Source organism: Bradyrhizobium sp. JR4.3, from assembly GCF_040547695.1.
GTDB classification, from domain to species: Bacteria; Pseudomonadota; Alphaproteobacteria; order Rhizobiales; family Xanthobacteraceae; genus Bradyrhizobium; species Bradyrhizobium canariense.
Genome location: NZ_JBEPQF010000018.1, coordinates 1 through 16,061, shown reverse-complemented (window position 1 = coordinate 16,061; position 16,061 = coordinate 1). Strand labels below are relative to the sequence as shown.

13 protein-coding genes and 1 tRNA gene are annotated in these 16,061 nt (G+C 65.7%); 7 read left to right on the top strand and 7 right to left on the bottom strand.

All coding sequences use genetic code 11. The annotated features are described in order from the left end of the window. Positions 1-91: 91 nt before the first annotated feature. Positions 92-2,122 (bottom strand): methyl-accepting chemotaxis protein, encoded by a 2,031-nt coding sequence (locus ABIB91_RS25560; RefSeq protein ID WP_354168535.1) that lies wholly within the window; start codon positions 2,120-2,122, stop codon positions 92-94. A gap of 252 nt (positions 2,123-2,374) precedes the next feature. On the opposite strand from ABIB91_RS25560, the gene ABIB91_RS25555 reads away from it, so the two are divergent. Beyond that, a complete protein-coding gene (locus ABIB91_RS25555) occupies positions 2,375-2,968 on the top strand; it encodes a thermonuclease family protein (RefSeq protein WP_354168342.1) in 594 nt (197 codons plus the stop codon). 54 nt (positions 2,969-3,022) lie between these two features. On the opposite strand, the gene ABIB91_RS25550 is transcribed toward ABIB91_RS25555, so the two are convergent. Together ABIB91_RS25550 and acs are read right to left on the bottom strand one after the other, a co-directional pair. Continuing rightward, positions 3,023-3,538 carry a L,D-transpeptidase gene (locus tag ABIB91_RS25550; RefSeq protein WP_007598677.1) on the bottom strand — a complete coding sequence of 172 codons (516 nt, stop codon included), beginning with the start codon at positions 3,536-3,538 and terminating at the stop codon, positions 3,023-3,025. Between the two features lie 451 nt (positions 3,539-3,989). Beyond that, positions 3,990-5,936 (bottom strand): acetate--CoA ligase, encoded by a 1,947-nt coding sequence (gene acs / locus ABIB91_RS25545; RefSeq protein WP_354168339.1) that lies wholly within the window; start codon positions 5,934-5,936, stop codon positions 3,990-3,992. 400 nt (positions 5,937-6,336) lie between these two features. On the opposite strand from acs, the gene ABIB91_RS25540 reads away from it, so the two are divergent. Further along, positions 6,337-7,506 (top strand): DNA topoisomerase IB, encoded by a 1,170-nt coding sequence (locus tag ABIB91_RS25540; RefSeq protein WP_354168337.1) that lies wholly within the window; start codon positions 6,337-6,339, stop codon positions 7,504-7,506. Positions 7,507-7,517: 11 nt separating this feature from the next. On the opposite strand, the gene ABIB91_RS25535 is transcribed toward ABIB91_RS25540, so the two are convergent. Beyond that, complete coding sequence (locus tag ABIB91_RS25535) at positions 7,518-7,973, bottom strand: SRPBCC family protein (RefSeq protein WP_354168335.1); 456 nt, start codon at positions 7,971-7,973, stop codon at positions 7,518-7,520. 101 nt (positions 7,974-8,074) lie between these two features. Between ABIB91_RS25535 and ABIB91_RS25530 the strand changes: the two genes are divergently transcribed. Next, on the top strand, positions 8,075-9,169 hold the full coding sequence (locus ABIB91_RS25530; RefSeq protein WP_354168533.1) for an adenylate/guanylate cyclase domain-containing protein: 1,095 nt from the start codon (positions 8,075-8,077) through the stop codon (positions 9,167-9,169). An 81-nt stretch (positions 9,170-9,250) separates the two neighbouring features. Here the strand turns inward: ABIB91_RS25530 and ABIB91_RS25525 are convergent, their stop codons facing one another. From ABIB91_RS25525 to tsaD, 3 genes are read right to left on the bottom strand one after another with little or no spacing between them, the layout of a single operon-like run. Beyond that, positions 9,251-9,664, bottom strand: coding sequence for an EVE domain-containing protein (locus ABIB91_RS25525; RefSeq protein ID WP_354168333.1), 414 nt, complete (start codon positions 9,662-9,664; stop codon positions 9,251-9,253). 2 nt (positions 9,665-9,666) lie between these two features. Further along, positions 9,667-10,647, bottom strand: coding sequence for an NAD(P)H-dependent glycerol-3-phosphate dehydrogenase (locus tag ABIB91_RS25520; protein WP_354168331.1), 981 nt, complete (start codon positions 10,645-10,647; stop codon positions 9,667-9,669). Between the two features lie 2 nt (positions 10,648-10,649). Then, positions 10,650-11,723 carry a tRNA (adenosine(37)-N6)-threonylcarbamoyltransferase complex transferase subunit TsaD gene (tsaD, locus tag ABIB91_RS25515; RefSeq protein WP_354168329.1) on the bottom strand — a complete coding sequence of 358 codons (1,074 nt, stop codon included), beginning with the start codon at positions 11,721-11,723 and terminating at the stop codon, positions 10,650-10,652. A gap of 164 nt (positions 11,724-11,887) precedes the next feature. Here tsaD and ABIB91_RS25510 point away from each other — a divergent pair, with 164 nt between their 5' ends. From ABIB91_RS25510 to ABIB91_RS25495, 4 genes are all read left to right on the top strand, one after another. Then, positions 11,888-12,634 (top strand): uroporphyrinogen-III synthase, encoded by a 747-nt coding sequence (locus tag ABIB91_RS25510; RefSeq protein ID WP_354168327.1) that lies wholly within the window; start codon positions 11,888-11,890, stop codon positions 12,632-12,634. A 69-nt stretch (positions 12,635-12,703) separates the two neighbouring features. Next, on the top strand, positions 12,704-13,945 hold the full coding sequence (locus tag ABIB91_RS25505; RefSeq protein WP_354168325.1) for a COG4223 family protein: 1,242 nt from the start codon (positions 12,704-12,706) through the stop codon (positions 13,943-13,945). Between the two features lie 36 nt (positions 13,946-13,981). Beyond that, the gene (locus ABIB91_RS25500) at positions 13,982-15,781 is read left to right on the top strand and encodes a heme biosynthesis protein HemY (protein WP_354168323.1); all 1,800 of its coding nucleotides are present in this window, start codon (positions 13,982-13,984) and stop codon (positions 15,779-15,781) included. Between the two features lie 100 nt (positions 15,782-15,881). Beyond that, positions 15,882-15,957: transfer RNA gene (locus ABIB91_RS25495), tRNA-Thr, on the top strand. Positions 15,958-16,061 lie beyond the last annotated feature (104 nt).

Below are 16,061 nucleotides of genomic sequence, written 5' to 3'. Positions count from 1 at the left end.
GGCGTGGGGGCCTCCCAAAGCCATTGATTGATGGACGGGTCGGAAAGTGGCGTGCGGCCGGCCTCAGGTCGGCCGCATGATTTGCGGCGCCTCAGGCGGCCCGCACCGTGTCAAGGAACTTTGCGACCTCGTCCTTGAGGCGACCGCTCTCAGTCGAGAGCGAGCGCGCGGATGCGAGCACCTGCGTCGACGCCGAACCGGTGGCGCTGGCGCCGTGACTGACCTGGGCGATCTTGTCAGCGACCTCGACCGTTCCCTTGGCGGCTTCGCTGACGTTGCGTGCGATCTCGGCGGTTGCAGCCCCCTGCTCCTCGATGGTGGCAGCAATGGTGGTCGAGATGTCCGAAATCTTGGAGATGGTCGTACCGATCTCCTTGATGGCGCCGACGGAATCTTGCGTCGCGGTCTGCATGCCGGCAATCTGTGCGCCGATCTCGTCGGTGGCACGCGCGGTCTGGGCCGCGAGTGCCTTGACCTCGCTGGCCACCACGGCAAACCCACGGCCGGACTCGCCGGCGCGTGCGGCCTCGATGGTCGCATTGAGCGCCAGAAGGTTGGTCTGCTCCGCAATCGCAGTGATCAATTTGACGACGTCGCCGATCCGGCCTGCGGCCTTGAGCAATTCGTTGATCCGGGCATCGGTGTGCTCGGCCTGCTGCACGGCCTCGCCGGCGATGCGGCTGGAATCATGGACCTGACGGCCAATCTCGACGACCGACGCGCTCATTTCCTCGGCAGCGGATGCTACGGCTCCGACGTTAGCGGATGCTTCCTCTGAAGCTGCGGCCACCATTCCGGAAAGCTGCTCGGTCTCTTCGGCCGTTCCCGACAGCGTGCCGGCGGCGGATTCGAGCTGCTGTGAAGCGATCGAAACCGAGTTGACGATGCCGCCGACCGCATCCTCGAACGCGTTGGCGAGCCTCATCATCTCGTTCTTGCGTCGGGCGGTCGCTGCGGCCTCCTGATCCTTCTGCTCGGCCTCCATCTGCTCGATGCGGATCAGATTGTCCTTGAACGTGCTTGCCGCACGGGCATTGTCGCCGACTTCGTCGCCGCGGGAAGTGTAGGGAATCTCGACGGCCTTGTTACCTCCGGCGAGTTGCAGCAGCACGTCGCCGATGCGGCGGATCGGCCGGGCAATGCTCAGCACCGAAAACAGCGCCGAGCCGGCCAGGACCAGGATCACGAGGACACCGACGATCAGGCTGACCTGGGTGGCCTGCTCCAGCGCGGTCACGAGCTGGGTCTGCCGCAGAGCCATAAACTCATTGTTGGCGGCGACCAGCTTGTCGACACGCGTCGTGATTTCCCTGGCGGCCGGAAGCACCCGCTCGTCGAAAATGCGCCTCTTCGCTTCCTCCGCCTTCATGACTGTGCCGGTTGCCGCCTTGTAGCGCCCGGCGAGCGCAGAGAGCGCATCGATTCCATCAGCGATATCCTTGTCGCCGGCGGACTGACGAACCTGCTTGAGAACGCGGATCATGGCGTCGGCCCGTCCGGCGATATGGTCCTTCTGCGCGACGTCGCCGGTCGCCGTGAAATGCCAATCGGCCGCGCTGACCGCCTTGAACAAGGCGTCGGCTTCGCGCAACGCGACCTCGACGTTGAGGTGGTTCTGCGATGCGACGAGTGCGGACGACGCCAGCAGTTTCTCGATAGCCTTGTTCCAGGCCTCTTCGATCTGGTTTGCCGCGGCGAATTCGGTGACGGCGGTGCGACGTGCCTCGCCAAGATCGTTGCCGGCCTTCAGAGAGGCCTCGAGCAGGATCTTGACCTCGCGGCAGAGCTCTTTGGCTTCGGCGCGCCTGGACCGCTCCAATGCGGCGTCCATTTCGGTTGTGGCAGCGGCGATGGAGCCGCGCAACGTTTCGAGATGTTTGCCGAGACCCTCGGCTGAGGATGCGGATCCGATTTCCGCGATGGCGAGGCGTGCCCGGGTCACTGCGAGCTCGGCCCCTTGGGCATTGGCCTTGTTGGCGGTGTTGATGACCACCAGCCGGCTCAGATCCGCGATCTGCTCGTTGCGGACGAGCTGGTTGGCAAGCATGCCACCGACGAGAAGGACCCCCGCGCTCGCGGTCAATCCGAGCTTTGTACCGATGCGAAACTTGAACGATGCCATACTTACCGCTCCCCCACACGCATACCGAGTACTCGGCCTTAATACTAAACAACGGCTGAAGATCAAACTCCGTACAACTACAGGAGGTATCGATTGGAGAGTGCTCGGAACAGCGTGGCGCGCATAGGTGCGATTCTACGGAGCAACGTTCCGGACTTCCGCGACCACGATCAGGCGACGGACCATCAAGTCGGCATCCGATGGTGTCTTGAAGGTGCCTTGCCGGCTTCCCCGACTCAGCCCTAGCCTGCAATGATGCGTTTCCAGGATCGTCCCAATGCCTATCGGCCGCAGTTCGGCGGCTCGCCTTTCGGTCGCCGTTTCTCGGGGCTGTTGCCGTGGATGTTCGTGGTCGGCGTCGTGGTGGCGATCGTGCTCACCTTCCGGCATGGGCCGAACTGGCCCGTTCCGCATGGCGCCGACGGCCGGTCGCAGGAAGCCGAGATCATCCTCCAGCAATCTGGCAATGCCGATGCTCGCCAGCCCGTCGACGTCATCCGCACCATCGACGGCGACACCTTTCTCGCGCGCGTGCATCAGCAGGGTGGCCGCGACCTCGTCGCGCGCGTTCGCCTGCGCGGCATCGATGCCCCTGAGATGAAAGCCTCCTGCCAGGAAGAACTGGACAAGGCCGAAGCCGCGGCCCGCGCATTGCGCGATCTGCTCGGGCAAGGTGGCGTGACGATTACCAATCTCGGACCTGATAAATACGGACGCGTTCTCGCTGACGTCGCGACGAAACGTACGGCCAATGTCTCGGCGGCGTTGCTCGCCGGCGGCTACGCGCGGAGCTACAATGGCGGCCATCGCGACGGCTGGTGCGCGCGGAGTTGGCGCTTCTGGTGACAAAAAAGCCGCGTCGAAAGACGCGGCTCTTGCCGTCTCACCCGATGCCGGCGATCAGCGCGTCACGACCACCGTGGTGCCGACCGAGACGCGGCTGTAGAGATCGGTGATGTCGTCGTTGAGCATGCGGATGCAGCCATAGGAGACGAAGCCGCCGATCGAGCCCGGCACGTTGGTACCGTGAATGGCATATTCACCACCGGACAGCGTCATCGCCGCGACGCCCATCGGATTGCGCGGTGAGCCGCCCGGGATAACGTCCGGGATGCTCGGCTTGTCGCGCTTCACTTCGGCAGGCGGCGACCAGGCCGGATTGCGGTACTTGCCGTCGATGCGGGTGGTGCCGGCCCACTGCTTGCCGGACTTGCCGACGCCGACCGGGTAGCGCACGGCGTGGCCGTTATCGAGGACGAGATAGAGCCGACGCTCGTTGGTTTTGACCACGATGGTGCCCGGCGAATAGTCGGCCAGGTGCGTCCCCACCATTTCCGGCCGCGCCTGCGCCGCCGTCGACATCAAGACCCCAGCCCCGACGGTGGCGGCCAGCGCCACAGCAATCCTCATCGACATCGATTTTCCCCCTGCCCCGAACGGACCGTCCAAAATTACGCAAAACCGGCAATCGCTGGCTCGCCAAGTCCTTGTTGCAAGTCCTTGTCAGGGGACATTCTTAACCGCGCTTGTTAACCGGATGGTTTCCACGCACGGCCGCCAAGGGCCAGCCAGCAGGGGGAACAAAGGAAATGTTCGAAACAAAGTAAATGACCTGAAAACAACACTCGGCGGGAAAGATGCCCGGCCGCCGGGGCGCGGCCTGACAAGTGCGTGAGGATGTGAACGACCGTTGTTCGGGGGAGCGCTAACGCGGGGATGGGTCTCGTGTCCCGGACGCGGCAAAGCGCGAAGCGGTGCGACGGAGGGCCGGGACCCAGAAAGCCTCAGAGTCTGCTGTTGCATGGGCCCCGGCTCTGCAGCGCACCGCTAACGAGCGCTGCGCTGCGTCCGGGGCACGAGACCGCCTTTACGCCGACTTCTTGTTCTGCCGGTTCTTGACGAGGTCGTCGACCACGCCGGGATCGGCCAGGGTCGAGGTGTCGCCCAGGCTGCCCGGCTCGTCCTCGGCGATCTTGCGCAGGATGCGGCGCATGATCTTGCCGGAGCGCGTTTTTGGCAGACCCGGTGCAAACTGAATCTGGTCGGGCGAAGCGATCGGGCCGATCTCCTTGCGCACCCAGGTGACGAGCTCCTTGCGCAGATCCTCGGTCGGCTCGATGCCGGCCATCAGGGTCACATAGGCGTAGATGCCCTGGCCCTTGATGTCGTGCGGGAAGCCGACCACGGCGGCCTCCGACACCTTCTCATGCGCGACCAGTGCGCTTTCGACTTCGGCGGTACCCATGCGGTGGCCGGAGACGTTGATGACGTCGTCGACGCGGCCGGTGATCCAGTAATAACCGTCGGCATCGCGTCGGCAGCCGTCGCCGGTGAAATACTTGCCCTTGTAGGTCGAGAAATAAGTCTGCTCGAAGCGGGCGTGGTCGCCATAGACCGTGCGCATCTGGCCCGGCCATGACCGCGTCAGGCACAGATTGCCTGATGTCTCGCCGTCCAGCACGTTGCCGTCGGCATCGACGATCTCGGGCATCACGCCGAAGAATGGCTGCGTCGCCGATCCCGGCTTGAGCTTCGTGGCGCCGGGCAGCGGCGTGATCAAAATGCCGCCGGTCTCGGTCTGCCACCAGGTGTCGACGATCGGGCAGCGGTTGTCGCCGACGACGCGGTGATACCACTCCCAGGCTTCCGGATTGATCGGCTCGCCGACCGAGCCGAGCAGGCGCAGGCTGGCGCGCGAGGTCTTCTTCACGGGCGCGTCGCCGCTCTGCATCAGCGCGCGGATCGCGGTTGGCGCGGTGTAGAAGATGTTGACCTTGTGCTTGTCGATGACGTTCCAGAATCGCGAATTATCCGGGTAATTCGGTACGCCTTCGAACATCAGCGTGGTCGCGCCGTTGGCGAGCGGTCCGTAGAGAATGTAGCTGTGGCCGGTGACCCAGCCGACGTCGGCGGTGCACCAGTAGATGTCGCCGTCGTGATAGTCGAAGACGTATTGATGCGTCATCGCGGCGAACACGAGATAGCCCGCGGAGGTGTGCAGCACGCCCTTGGGCTGGCCTGTCGAGCCCGAGGTGTAGAGGATGAACAGCGGATCCTCGGCGTGCATGTGCTCGACCGGGCATTCCGTCGTCACCATCTTGGCGGCGTCGTGGTACCAGAGGTCGCGCGAGGGATTCATTTCGACCGCGCCGCCGGTGCGCTTGACCACGACGACCCAGTCGACGCCGTCTGCCTTAGCGAGCGCCGCGTCGACGTTGGCCTTCAGCGGCACCTTCTTGCCGCCGCGCAGGCCCTCATCCGCGGTGATGATCACTTTGGACTGGCAGTCGTTGATGCGCTGGGCGAGGCTGTCGGGCGAGAAGCCGGCGAACACCACGGAGTGAATCGCGCCGATCCGCGCGCAGGCCAGCATCGCGTAGGCCGCCTCCGGAATCATCGGCAGGTAGATGGTGACACGGTCGCCCTTCTTGACGTTCCGGGTGCGCAGGATGTTGGCCATCCGGCAGACCTCGTCGTGCAGCTCCTTGTAAGTGATGTGCCGGGATTGTGAGGGATCGTCGCCTTCCCAGATGATCGCGGTCTGGTTGGCGCGGCTGTGGAGATGCCGGTCGATGCAATTATGGGCGACATTGAGAACGCCGTCCTCGAACCATTTGATGGAGATGTTGCCGGGCGCGAAGGAGACGTTCTCGATCTTGGTCGGAGCGTGCATCCAGTCAATGCGCTTGGCCTGCTCCGCCCAGAAACCGTTCGGGTCCGAGATCGAGCGGGCGTACATGTCCTTGTATTGGGCCTGGTCGACCCAGGCGCGCTTCGCCCATTCCGCGGGGACGTCGTAGATCTTCTCGGACATGTTTCCCTCCAGATACGGCAAGCCGAGCACAGACCACTGGCGAGCCGACTTGATCGTTGAACCGATTATGCGTCGGGCTAACCGGACCCGACAAGGTGCACAAGCTGGACCTTCGGCGAGCAGCCTGCCATGCGGAGGATCAAGCCGCTTCTTGCGACTGTCGCAGTTTTGAAACAGGGCAACGGGCGGCTTTCGGGTCTTTACCCAGATCGTCGGAATGGGCCCGCGCAGAGCGCCATGCACCCAGCAGAGGTATTTAGAAACCGTCTCTCACTGATTCGGGACTCGCAATGCGGTTCGGAACACCCTAAATGGCCAACCCGGGTCCAACGAGACCCCTTGGAACGAAAATCAGAACAGCGGCATTGACCGATAACAGACAGGGCTAAGGCATAAGACTATGATGGATCAGCAGAATCTCGGGACTTTGCGGCCCGCTTCAGCCGATCCTGCAGCCATTGCGCTAGCCAAAGCCCTCGGACAATGGCCGAAACCGGCCGGTTCCGGCCGCCCCAGCCCGAAAAAAGTGTTCGACGCGGCGCCTGGGGCAACGGTCGAGGCCCTTGCCAAGGAACTGGGCCTGCGGCTCGGCGACCAGAACGAGCTGACCATCCGCCGCATCAGGCGCGGCAAGGGCTATTCCTTCGTGCGGCACAACGGCGTCCACATCCGCGATCCCCGCACCATTCGGCGGCTGCATTCCATGGCGGTGCCGCCGGCCTATCGCGAGGTGCGCTACTCGGCCGATCCAAGCACGCATCTCCAGGCGGTGGGACGCGATGCCGCGGGTCGGTTGCAATATCGCTATCACGCCGATTGGGAGAAGGTCCGCGAGCAACGCAAGGCGCATCGCCTTGAAAAACTCGTCGGCGCGCTGCCCAAGATCCGGCGCAAGGTCTCGGCGTTCCTGTCGGGCGACGAGCCGACCCGCGAGTTCGCGCTCTCGGCCGTCATCGAACTGATCGCGCGCACCGCTATCCGCCCCGGCAACGAATCCTATGCCCGTCTCAACGGCACCCGCGGAGCCACCACGCTGCTGAAGTCCAACGTCTCGCTGGAAGACGACAGCTTCGTGCTGACCTTCAAGGCGAAGGGCGGCAAGGCCGTGCGCAAGGAGTGCGACGCCGCCAAGCTCGTGCGCGCCATCGGCATTTTGCAGGGCGTTCCCGGCAAGCGCATGTTCCAGTATCGCGATCCCTATGGGATCGTGCGCGCGGTCAGCACCACACAGGTGAACGCGTTTCTGCGCGAGATCGCCGGCATCAAGATCTCGCTGAAGGATTTCCGCACGCTGATGGCCTCTGCGGTTGTGGTGGAATCGCTGTCGCGGATCACGCCGGCGACCAGCCAGCGTGGCCGCAAGAAGCAGGTGCTGGAGGCAATCCGCGGCGCCGCCGATCAGCTCTCCAACACGCCGGCGATCTGCCGCAAGAGCTATGTTCACGACACCATCGTCACCGCGTTCGAGGACGGCATCCTCGAACGCTTCGCCGCGACCATGAAGGGCCAGCGCTCGCAGGCCAGGCGCGAGCAGCTTTTACAGCAGGTGGTGGCGACCGCGGCGGTCTGACCTCGGCGTCGTTACGCCTTGTTGGAAACGCCGTTGTCGGGACCGGGATCGCCGCCCGCGGCTGCTGCCGTGAGCCGTCCCAGATAATGCGCCCATCCCGTCGCGTGGGCGGCAGCCTGTTCCTCGGTCGGCAGCCCGCTATGGGTCATGCGCAGCAATGTGCCGCCGTCGCGTTCGATCAGGTCGATCTCGATCAGGCTCGAGCCGGGCGGCACTTCCTGGCCGCCCTCCCATCCAAACGTGTAGGTGAGCCGATGCACCGGCACGACTTCGCGGAACGCGCCGCGGGCGACGCCGCCGCGAGGGCCGATGCCTTTGAGCAGATATAGCCCGCCGGGATGCGGCTCCGTGGTCGCGTCGGAACCCATCCAGCTCAAAATCTTCTCGGGGTCGGTCAGGTAAGCGAAAACGGTGGCACGTGGGGCGGCAATCTGGGTCTCGCGTCGCACTATGAACGGTTCGGTCATCGGCGATCATCCCTGGGCTGACACTGGGACATGGCGGCGCGCGAGCGGCCCGTCAAGGATTGCCCGTGACAAAGACGGCCTGGCATCGTCATGATCGGGCCGTGCACCTCTCTCCGACGCTCGCCTGGCTTGTCGACGCCGCCGCCGATAGCGCCGGGGCCGACCGCCTGCTCGCGGACCTCGGCGCACATCTGGTCGCCGACGGCGTGCCGCTTGCGGCAGGCAGCCTGACGCTCGAGGTGCCGCATCCGCTGATCGCGAAGCGGACCTGGTTGTGGCGCGCGGAGAACGGCCGGGTGATCGAAGCGCTCGGCTTCGCACCAGGCGGCCTCGCGCCCGACCCGCCCAACGATGCCGGCCGCCGCTGGCTGCGCGACATCGCGGACGGTGAGGTGCACGAAGATTTGGTCGGACGGCCTGACGGGCCGTTGCTCGGCTGGATCGGGCCGCGTCCGTTCACCGCAAACGAGACCGAGCAATTGCGCCAGGCCGCGCGCTTTGCCGCGACGCCCCTTGCGGTGCTTGCCGCGCGTGCCACGTTGCGCGCGACGTTGGATGCTTATCTCGGCAAGCGCAGCGCGGAGCGGGTGCTGGCGGCACCCCTGCGGCGCGATCTCGGCGAGACCATACAGGCCGCGCTGCTCTATGCGGATCTGCGCAACTTCACGCTCCTGTCGGAAACCAATCCGCCTGCCGACGTCATCGCGGCGCTCGATGCCTGGTTCGATCGCATCGCCGGCGCGGTTCACGCCTTCGGCGGCGAGGTGCTGAAATTCATCGGCGACGGCGTGCTCGCGATCTTTCCGGTGGTCGGGGCGTCACCGCGCCAAGCGTGCGATGCAGCTCTGCGTGCCGCGAGCGCAGCCGAAGCCGGGATGGCGTATCTCAATGCGGAGCGCCGTGCCCAAGCTCTGCCGCCGCTCGCGTTTGGCGCGGCGCTGCATCTCGGCGAAATGCTGTGGGGCAATATCGGCGCCGCCAACCGGCTCGATTTCACGGCGATCGGTCCCGCCGTCAATCTCGCCAGCCGGCTCGAAGGATTGTGCAAGCCGCTCGGCAGAACCGTGCTGGTGTCGGGCGCGCTCGCCGCGGAGACCGACATGCCTCTGATCGCGCTTGGATCGCATTCCCTGCGCGGCATTGCCGCGCCATGCGAGGTGTTTGCGCTGCCGGAGACGCGAACTCCGATATCGTAGCCCGCATGAGCGTAGCGACATGTGGGATCGCAGCAGTAGTCCCGGATATCGCTTCGCTCATCCGGGCTACAGCACCTAAGCCTACATCCCGCCCATCTTGCAGACGAGCTTCCATTCCTCGGCCGTCACCGGCTGCACCGACAGGCGGGAATATTTCACCAGCGCCATGTCGGCGAGCTTCTTCTCGGCCTTGATCGCGGCCATCGTCACCGGACTCTTCAACGGCTTGTCGGCCTTGATGTCGACGCAGACGAATTTCTCGGTCTTGTCGGTCGGATCGGGGTAGGCTTCCTTGACGATCTCCGCGATGCCGACGATCTCCTTGCCCTCGTTGGAATGATAGAAGAACGCCTTGTCGCCCTTCTTCATGGCGACGAGGTTCTGGCGCGCGGTGTAATTGCGCACGCCGGTCCAGGCCTCGCCCTTGGAGCCCTTCGCCACCTGCTGGTCCCAGGACCACACCGATGGTTCGGATTTCACCAGCCAGTACGCCATGTTCATTCCTCTGCCTTGAAAGGTCGCGTCATGAGCCCCGAGATCGCGGCGTCGATCGTGCTTCTGCCGGTCAGGATCGATGCGACGGCTTCCGATACTGGCATTTCGATGTTTTGCGAAGCCGCGAGCTCGATCAGGACCGGCGCGGTGAATTCGCCTTCGGCAAGCTTGCCGGCGGGCGGCTGATCGCCGCGGCCAAGCGCCAGGCCGAGCGCGAAATTGCGCGATTGTGGGCTCGAGCAGGTCAGGATCAGATCGCCGAGGCCAGACAAGCCCGTGAGTGTTTCGCTGCGTGCGCCGAGCGCGCGGCCGAGGCGTGTCAGCTCGGCAAAGGCGCGGGTGGTGAGGGCGGCCTGGGCGGAAGCGCCGAGCTTGCGCCCGACCGCGATGCCGACCGCGATCGCCAGCACGTTCTTGGCGGCGCCGCCGATCTCGACGCCGCGGACATCGGTGGAGTGATACGGCCGGAAGGTCGTCGAGCCCAGCGCCTGCACCAGGCTGTTGGCCAGCGCTTCGTCCCTCGCCGCCAGCGTGACCGCGGTCGGCAGACCACGCGCGACATCGTCGGCAAAGCTCGGGCCCGACAGGATCGCCGGCTGCGCGTGGGACGCGGCCTCGGCGATCACGTCGGCCATGAATTTATGGGTGCCGTGCTCGATGCCCTTGGCGCAGGCAATGATCGGCACCGGCTTTTCCAGGTGCAAGGCGAGCATGTTGACAGCACCGCGCAGATGCTGCGCGGGCACCGCGATCAGCAGCATGTCCGCCTGCGCGGCGAGGGCCAGATCGCTCGTCACGACGATATCCGGAGCAAGCCGCACGCCCGGCAGCCGCGGATTGTCGCGGGTCGATGCGATCCGCGTCGCGTGCTCGGGATTGCGCGCCCACAGCGTCACGTTCCGTCCGGCCCGAGCCGCCACCATCGCCAGCGCCGTGCCCCAGGCGCCGGCTCCAATCACCGCAATCGATTGGAACGCTGTCATTGCTAGAATCCCGCGCGCGTCTTGCCGTATCCGGCCGGTGCCGTCGCGTTCGCATCGAGCAGCCAGCGCGCGCGAGGCTGTGCTTCCATCGTGTCGGTCATGCCGAGTGCGAGACGTTCGGCGCCGGCCCAAGCGATCATTGCACCATTGTCGGTGCAGAGCGCCGGCGGCGGCATGATCAATTGTGTTCCGGCTTTCCTCGCAACGTCATGCAGCGCGTCGCGGATCGCCTGATTGGCGGCGACGCCGCCGGCCGCCACAAGCGCGTGCGGCGCGCCGAACTGCTCGCGGAAAAGTTTCAGGCCGACGCTCAACCGGTCGGCGGTGGAGTCGAGCACGGCAGCCTGAAAGCTCGCGCAGAGATCGCTGACGTCCTGCGGTGTGATCTCGGCCAACCGGCTTGCTTCGTTGCGCACCGCCGTCTTCAATCCCGATAGCGAGAAGTTGGCGTCGGGGCGTCCCTGCAACGGCCGCGGAAACCCAAATCGCGAGGGATCGCCGCTGGCGGCCGCGCGCTCGACCTGCGGCCCGCCCGGATAGGGCAGTCCCAGCATCTTCGCGACCTTGTCGAAGGCCTCGCCGATCGCATCATCCACGGTGGTGCCGAGGCGCACATACTGACCAACGCCGGTGACGGCAACGATCTGGGTATGGCCGCCCGAGGCGAGAAACAGGCAATAGGGAAATTCGAGTGCGTCAGTCAGGCGCGGCGTCAGCGCATGCGCCTCCAGATGGTTCACCGCGACCAGCGGCGTATCGTGCACCATCGCGATCGCCTTCGCGGTGGTGAGCCCGACGATGACACCACCGATCAGCCCCGGCCCCGCCGCGGCGGCGACACCGTCGAGCTGGGCGAAGTCGATGCCGGCCTCAGTCATGGCGCGGTCGATGATGCCGTCGAGCAGGTCGACATGGGCGCGGGCCGCGATCTCCGGTACCACCCCGCCGAAACGGGCATGCTCCTCGACCTGCGACCACACGATATTGGACAGGATCTTGCCGCTGCCGTCAGGCGCACGCTCGATTACCGCCGCGGCGGTCTCGTCGCAGGTGGTTTCGATACCCAGTACCAGCATTGGCGAATTGTTATCCAATTTGCGCCCTTCTCACCCCCCTTGCGCTCATCCGCAAAGCAGAGTTCTGGTACGTCCGGTAGCATTCCGGGGTCGGCCAACGCAATCGTCACGCGCGGCCGTTCCTCGTGAAAGCGCCACCGCCACGTGGTTCGGGAACACAAGCGATGTCCATTCTTGTCACACGGCCGCATCCCGACAATGAGGCGACGTCGGAAAATCTGCGTGCACGGGGTCATGTGGTGCTGCTCGCGCCGGTGCTCAAGTTCGAGCCGGTCGCCTTCCATGCCGAGAGTGAAACGAGCTACAGCGCCGTCATCGTCACGTCGGCCAATGCGATCCGTGCCGTCGCGCCGCAATTGCAGGACCTTGGTCTGCTGGAGCTGCCGCTGTTTGCCGTCGGCGAGCACACGGCCGCCGCCGCGCGCGATGCCGGCTTTGCCGAGGTGATCGTCGCCGGCGGCGACGGTACTGCCCTGCGCGACAAGGTGATGCAGAGCGCGCGCGACAAGCGGCTGAAGAAAAAGGGCACGTTGCTCTATCTCGCGGGCGCGGATCTGTCGCGCGACCTCGGAGGCGAGCTGAGCGCCGAAGGCTTCAACGTCGTCACACAGACGATCTATCGTATGGCGCCTATCAAGCTGTTGCCGCGCGATGTCTGTGAGCGCTTTGCCGCCCATGGGATCAGGGCGGTGCTGCACTACTCCCGGCGCAGTGCGCGGGCTTTCCTGGAGGCCGCGCGGGGCGAAGGCGTCGAAATCTCGGCTCTGGCGATCCCGCAATGCTGCCTGTCCGAGGCCGTCGCCGGCGTGCTGCGCGAGGCCGGTGCCTCGCAGGTTCTGGTGGCCGCGACGCCGGACGAAAATGCCTTATTTGACACCTTGGAGCGTGCTTTGCGTACCCGTTTGGCGTAAGAGGTCGGGCCGAATCCGACGCAATCGGATCCGTTCGTTCAGGGCAGGTAAGTGTGAGGAACCGTCACGATGGCCGACGACAAGCCTGAAGACGCAGGATTGGCTCCCGAGTCCGGCCGTGCCAAGCGGAGCCCGCCCACCATCGACCTCGAGGCGACCGAAGTCTCGACCCAGCCGCAGGAGGTGGCGGGCGAGCCTGAGGCCGCGACCGAACCGGCCGCGCATGAGCAATCCAAATCTGAAGAGGCAAAGTCTGAAGAGGGCAAGTCCGAACAGGCCAATGCCGAGCCGCAGCCCCAGCCTGCCGAGGAAGAGTCTTCCGTTGCGTCCGCGTCGGTATCGCCGTCAATTTCACCCTGGGTTATCGCTCCGTTCTCCGGCGCTGTCGCAGCCGCAATTGTGATCGCGGTCGGCTGGATGCTGGGCTGGCCTGCGGTGCAGGCGCCGCCGGCTGCTCCGCAAGTGACGGGCGCAACTGTTGACGCGCTGAGCGGGCGCGTTGCCGCGGTCGAAGCCAAGGCGGGCAAGCCTGCCGCCGATCCGGCCATGTTGGCGCGGATCGATGCGCTGGAGAAATCCGCAACGAGCCTGCGCAGCGACATCGCCAATCTGCGCGCACAGTCCGACAAGACCGCGGGCGCCCTCAACGACGCGAAATCGGCGCCAGGCGCTGCCGCGCCTGATGTTGCCGCTCTCAACGACCGCCTCGTGCAGCTCGAGCGTGCCAGCAAGACCGAACGTGCGGAACTCGCGCAGCAAAACGAGAAGATCGCTGACGCGAAGACGATGGACGACAAGCCGCTGCGCCATGTGGTGGCGGCGGCCCTGCTCGACGTCGCCGTTCGCCACGGCGACGCCTACGAATCGCAGCTCGCCGCCGCGCGGTCGCTGGCAGCAAAGCCGGATATGCTGAAGCCGCTCGACACCTTTGCATCGTCAGGCATTCCGACGCCGGTCGCATTGAGTCGCGAGCTCCTCAACATCGTGCCGAAATTGTCGCCGCCGGCGGAAGCTCCGGCCAGCGGCACCGGCATCGTCGAGCGCCTTCAGGCAGGGGCGTCAAAACTCGTCCGCATCGAGCGTACCGACGGGGTCGGCAACGATCGCGGCGCCATCGTCGCGCGAGTGACGGCGGCTGCGTTGCGCAACGATTTCGTCGAGGCACGGCGCGAGTTGAAGACGCTGCCCGAGGCCGATCGTGCACCGGCGCAAGCCTGGCTCGACAAGGCCGATGCCCGTGACGCCGCGCTCGCAGCCTCACGCAAATTCGCCGACGCCGCCATGGCGGATCTCGTCAAGCCTGGTCAATAAAGGTTCGCGCAACAATCAGCGCGTATAGGGATCGTCATGCTTCGCATCGTCCTCTTCCTCGTCCTGATCGCGCTGGCGGCGGCTGGCGCGGCCTGGGTCGCCGATCAGCCTGGCGACCTCGTCCTGACCGCGGGCGCCTTCCGCGCCACAACGACGCTTCCCCGATTCGTATTCTTGCTTGGCCTCTTTGCCGCGGCAGTCGTGCTGGTCTGGAGCCTGCTGACGATGGCCTGGCGCGCTCCGGGGCGTCTGCGCCGCCGTCGTCACGAAAAGCGCCATGCTCGCGGCCGCCACGCCATCACCCACGGCCTGCTTGCGATCGGCCATGGCGACACCGCGCTTGCTCGTCGCCACGCCGATACCGCGCGGCGGCTGGCCGCAAACGATCCGCTCGCGCTTCTCCTGCATGCGCAATCGGCGCAACTCGAGGGCAATCGCGACGAGGCCCAGCGCGTCTTCCGTGCCATGGCCGAGCGCGAGGACACGCGCCTGCTCGGCCTGCGCGGCCTGTTCATCGAGGCGCAGCGCGCCGACGATGCGGTCGGCGCCGTGATGATCGCCGAGGAAGCGATCAAGCTGTCGCCGTTCTCGACCTGGGCCTCGCATGCGGTGCTCGGCTTCCGCTGCGCGCGCGGCGACTGGAGCGGCGCGCTCGCGATCCTCGATTCGAATCTGTCCGCGGGCCTGATCGACAAGCAGGCCTATCGCCGCCAGCGCGGCGTGCTGCTCGCCGCCCGCGCGCTGGAATTGGAAACGATGGACCGCGACGTCGCGCGCGAGAGCGTGATGCAGGCGGTCAAGCTCGCGCCGACCCTGGTTCCGGCCGCGGTGCTCGCTGCAAAATTCGAGAGCGAGGCGCATCAGGTGCGCCGCGCCATGAAGCTGGTGGAAACTGCCTGGCTCGCCAATCCGCATCCTGATCTCGCCGATGCCTATGCGCATGTGAAGCTCGGCGATTCCGCGCGGCAGCGCTTGCAGCGGGTCGAGACGCTCGCCGCCAAAATTCCTGCCGACAAGACTGGTTATGTCGAGGGCCAGCTGGCGATCGCGCGCGCCGCGATCGATGCGTCCGAGTTCGCCCGTGCGCGCGCGGTGCTGGCGCCTTACGTCAACGATCCGACCCAGCGCGTGGCGCTGCTGATGGCCGAGCTCGAGCGCACCGAGCATGGTGACGGCGGCCGGGCCCGCGCCTGGACCTTGCGCGCGGTGCGCGCCCGCCATGATCCAGCCTGGACCGCGGACGGTTATGTCAGCGATCGCTGGCGTCCGGTTTCCCCGGTCACCGGTCGCCTCGACGCGTTCCAGTGGCAAACGCCGGTCGCCAGTCTTCCTTCCGACAGGGGCGCGATGATCGAATCCTCAGCCTTCGAGGAAGCCATGCTGGCGGCTCCGCCGCCGAAGCGGGTGACGGCGGCCCCGAGCGAAAGCCCGGCGGAACCGGCTGTCATGGCGCCGGATCCGGTGCCTGCTGCGCAGGACAATTCGCCGCCTCTTGAAGCCAAGGAGGACGCCAAGGAAACCACCGAGGAAACTGCCAACGAAGCGGCAAAGGGAGAGCCGGCCGTCACGCCAGCCGAGCCGGTCAAACCGGCCCCTGAGATCGCCGAATCATCGCCGGTAGCCGCGACGCCGGTGTTCCGGACCCGCGCCGACCTTGGCAAGCCCACGCAAGCACCTATTCCCGCCGTCATCCCGATCGTCCGCGCCCCGGATGATCCCGGGATCGACGACGAGGGTCCGAGCGATGAATTTACGGAACAAATCGGCACGCCCAGGGACCAAGCAAAGGCCCAGGCCGGCGGCTGGCGCGGATTCTGGTCTCGCTGGGGCGGCTGAGCGGCATTTCGAAGCCGGCTCCACCTTGCCAATTCGGGCCCCGCCCGATATCAGGAGCGCGCGTATCGGGACCGGCCTCGCGCGGGCCCCGGCAGGGTTCGCCGCAATAGCTCAGTTGGTAGAGCACGTCATTCGTAATGACGGGGTCGGGGGTTCGAATCCCTCTTGCGGCACCAGCGCCCCAGTGTCCAGACCGGAGACATAGGTAACAGGTCGTACCTAAGACATGGGTGACAACCTCGTGCCGAACGGGTTGTCGAGGGGTATCAAAGTCGTTTAC

Bases quoted from the DNA above. Each gene is read 5' to 3' on its own strand.
- ABIB91_RS25560 (WP_354168535.1), bottom strand. From the start codon at position 2,122: ATGGCATCGTTCAAGTTTCGCATCGGTACAAAGCTCGGATTGACCGCG.
- ABIB91_RS25555 (WP_354168342.1), top strand. From the start codon at position 2,375: ATGATGCGTTTCCAGGATCGTCCCAATGCCTATCGGCCGCAGTTCGGC.
- ABIB91_RS25550 (WP_007598677.1), bottom strand. From the start codon at position 3,538: ATGTCGATGAGGATTGCTGTGGCGCTGGCCGCCACCGTCGGGGCTGGG.
- acs (WP_354168339.1), bottom strand. From the start codon at position 5,936: ATGTCCGAGAAGATCTACGACGTCCCCGCGGAATGGGCGAAGCGCGCC.
- ABIB91_RS25540 (WP_354168337.1), top strand. From the start codon at position 6,337: ATGATGGATCAGCAGAATCTCGGGACTTTGCGGCCCGCTTCAGCCGAT.
- ABIB91_RS25535 (WP_354168335.1), bottom strand. From the start codon at position 7,973: ATGACCGAACCGTTCATAGTGCGACGCGAGACCCAGATTGCCGCCCCA.
- ABIB91_RS25525 (WP_354168333.1), bottom strand. From the start codon at position 9,664: ATGGCGTACTGGCTGGTGAAATCCGAACCATCGGTGTGGTCCTGGGAC.
- ABIB91_RS25520 (WP_354168331.1), bottom strand. From the start codon at position 10,647: ATGACAGCGTTCCAATCGATTGCGGTGATTGGAGCCGGCGCCTGGGGC.
- tsaD (WP_354168329.1), bottom strand. From the start codon at position 11,723: ATGCTGGTACTGGGTATCGAAACCACCTGCGACGAGACCGCCGCGGCG.
- ABIB91_RS25510 (WP_354168327.1), top strand. From the start codon at position 11,888: ATGTCCATTCTTGTCACACGGCCGCATCCCGACAATGAGGCGACGTCG.
- ABIB91_RS25505 (WP_354168325.1), top strand. From the start codon at position 12,704: ATGGCCGACGACAAGCCTGAAGACGCAGGATTGGCTCCCGAGTCCGGC.
- ABIB91_RS25500 (WP_354168323.1), top strand. From the start codon at position 13,982: ATGCTTCGCATCGTCCTCTTCCTCGTCCTGATCGCGCTGGCGGCGGCT.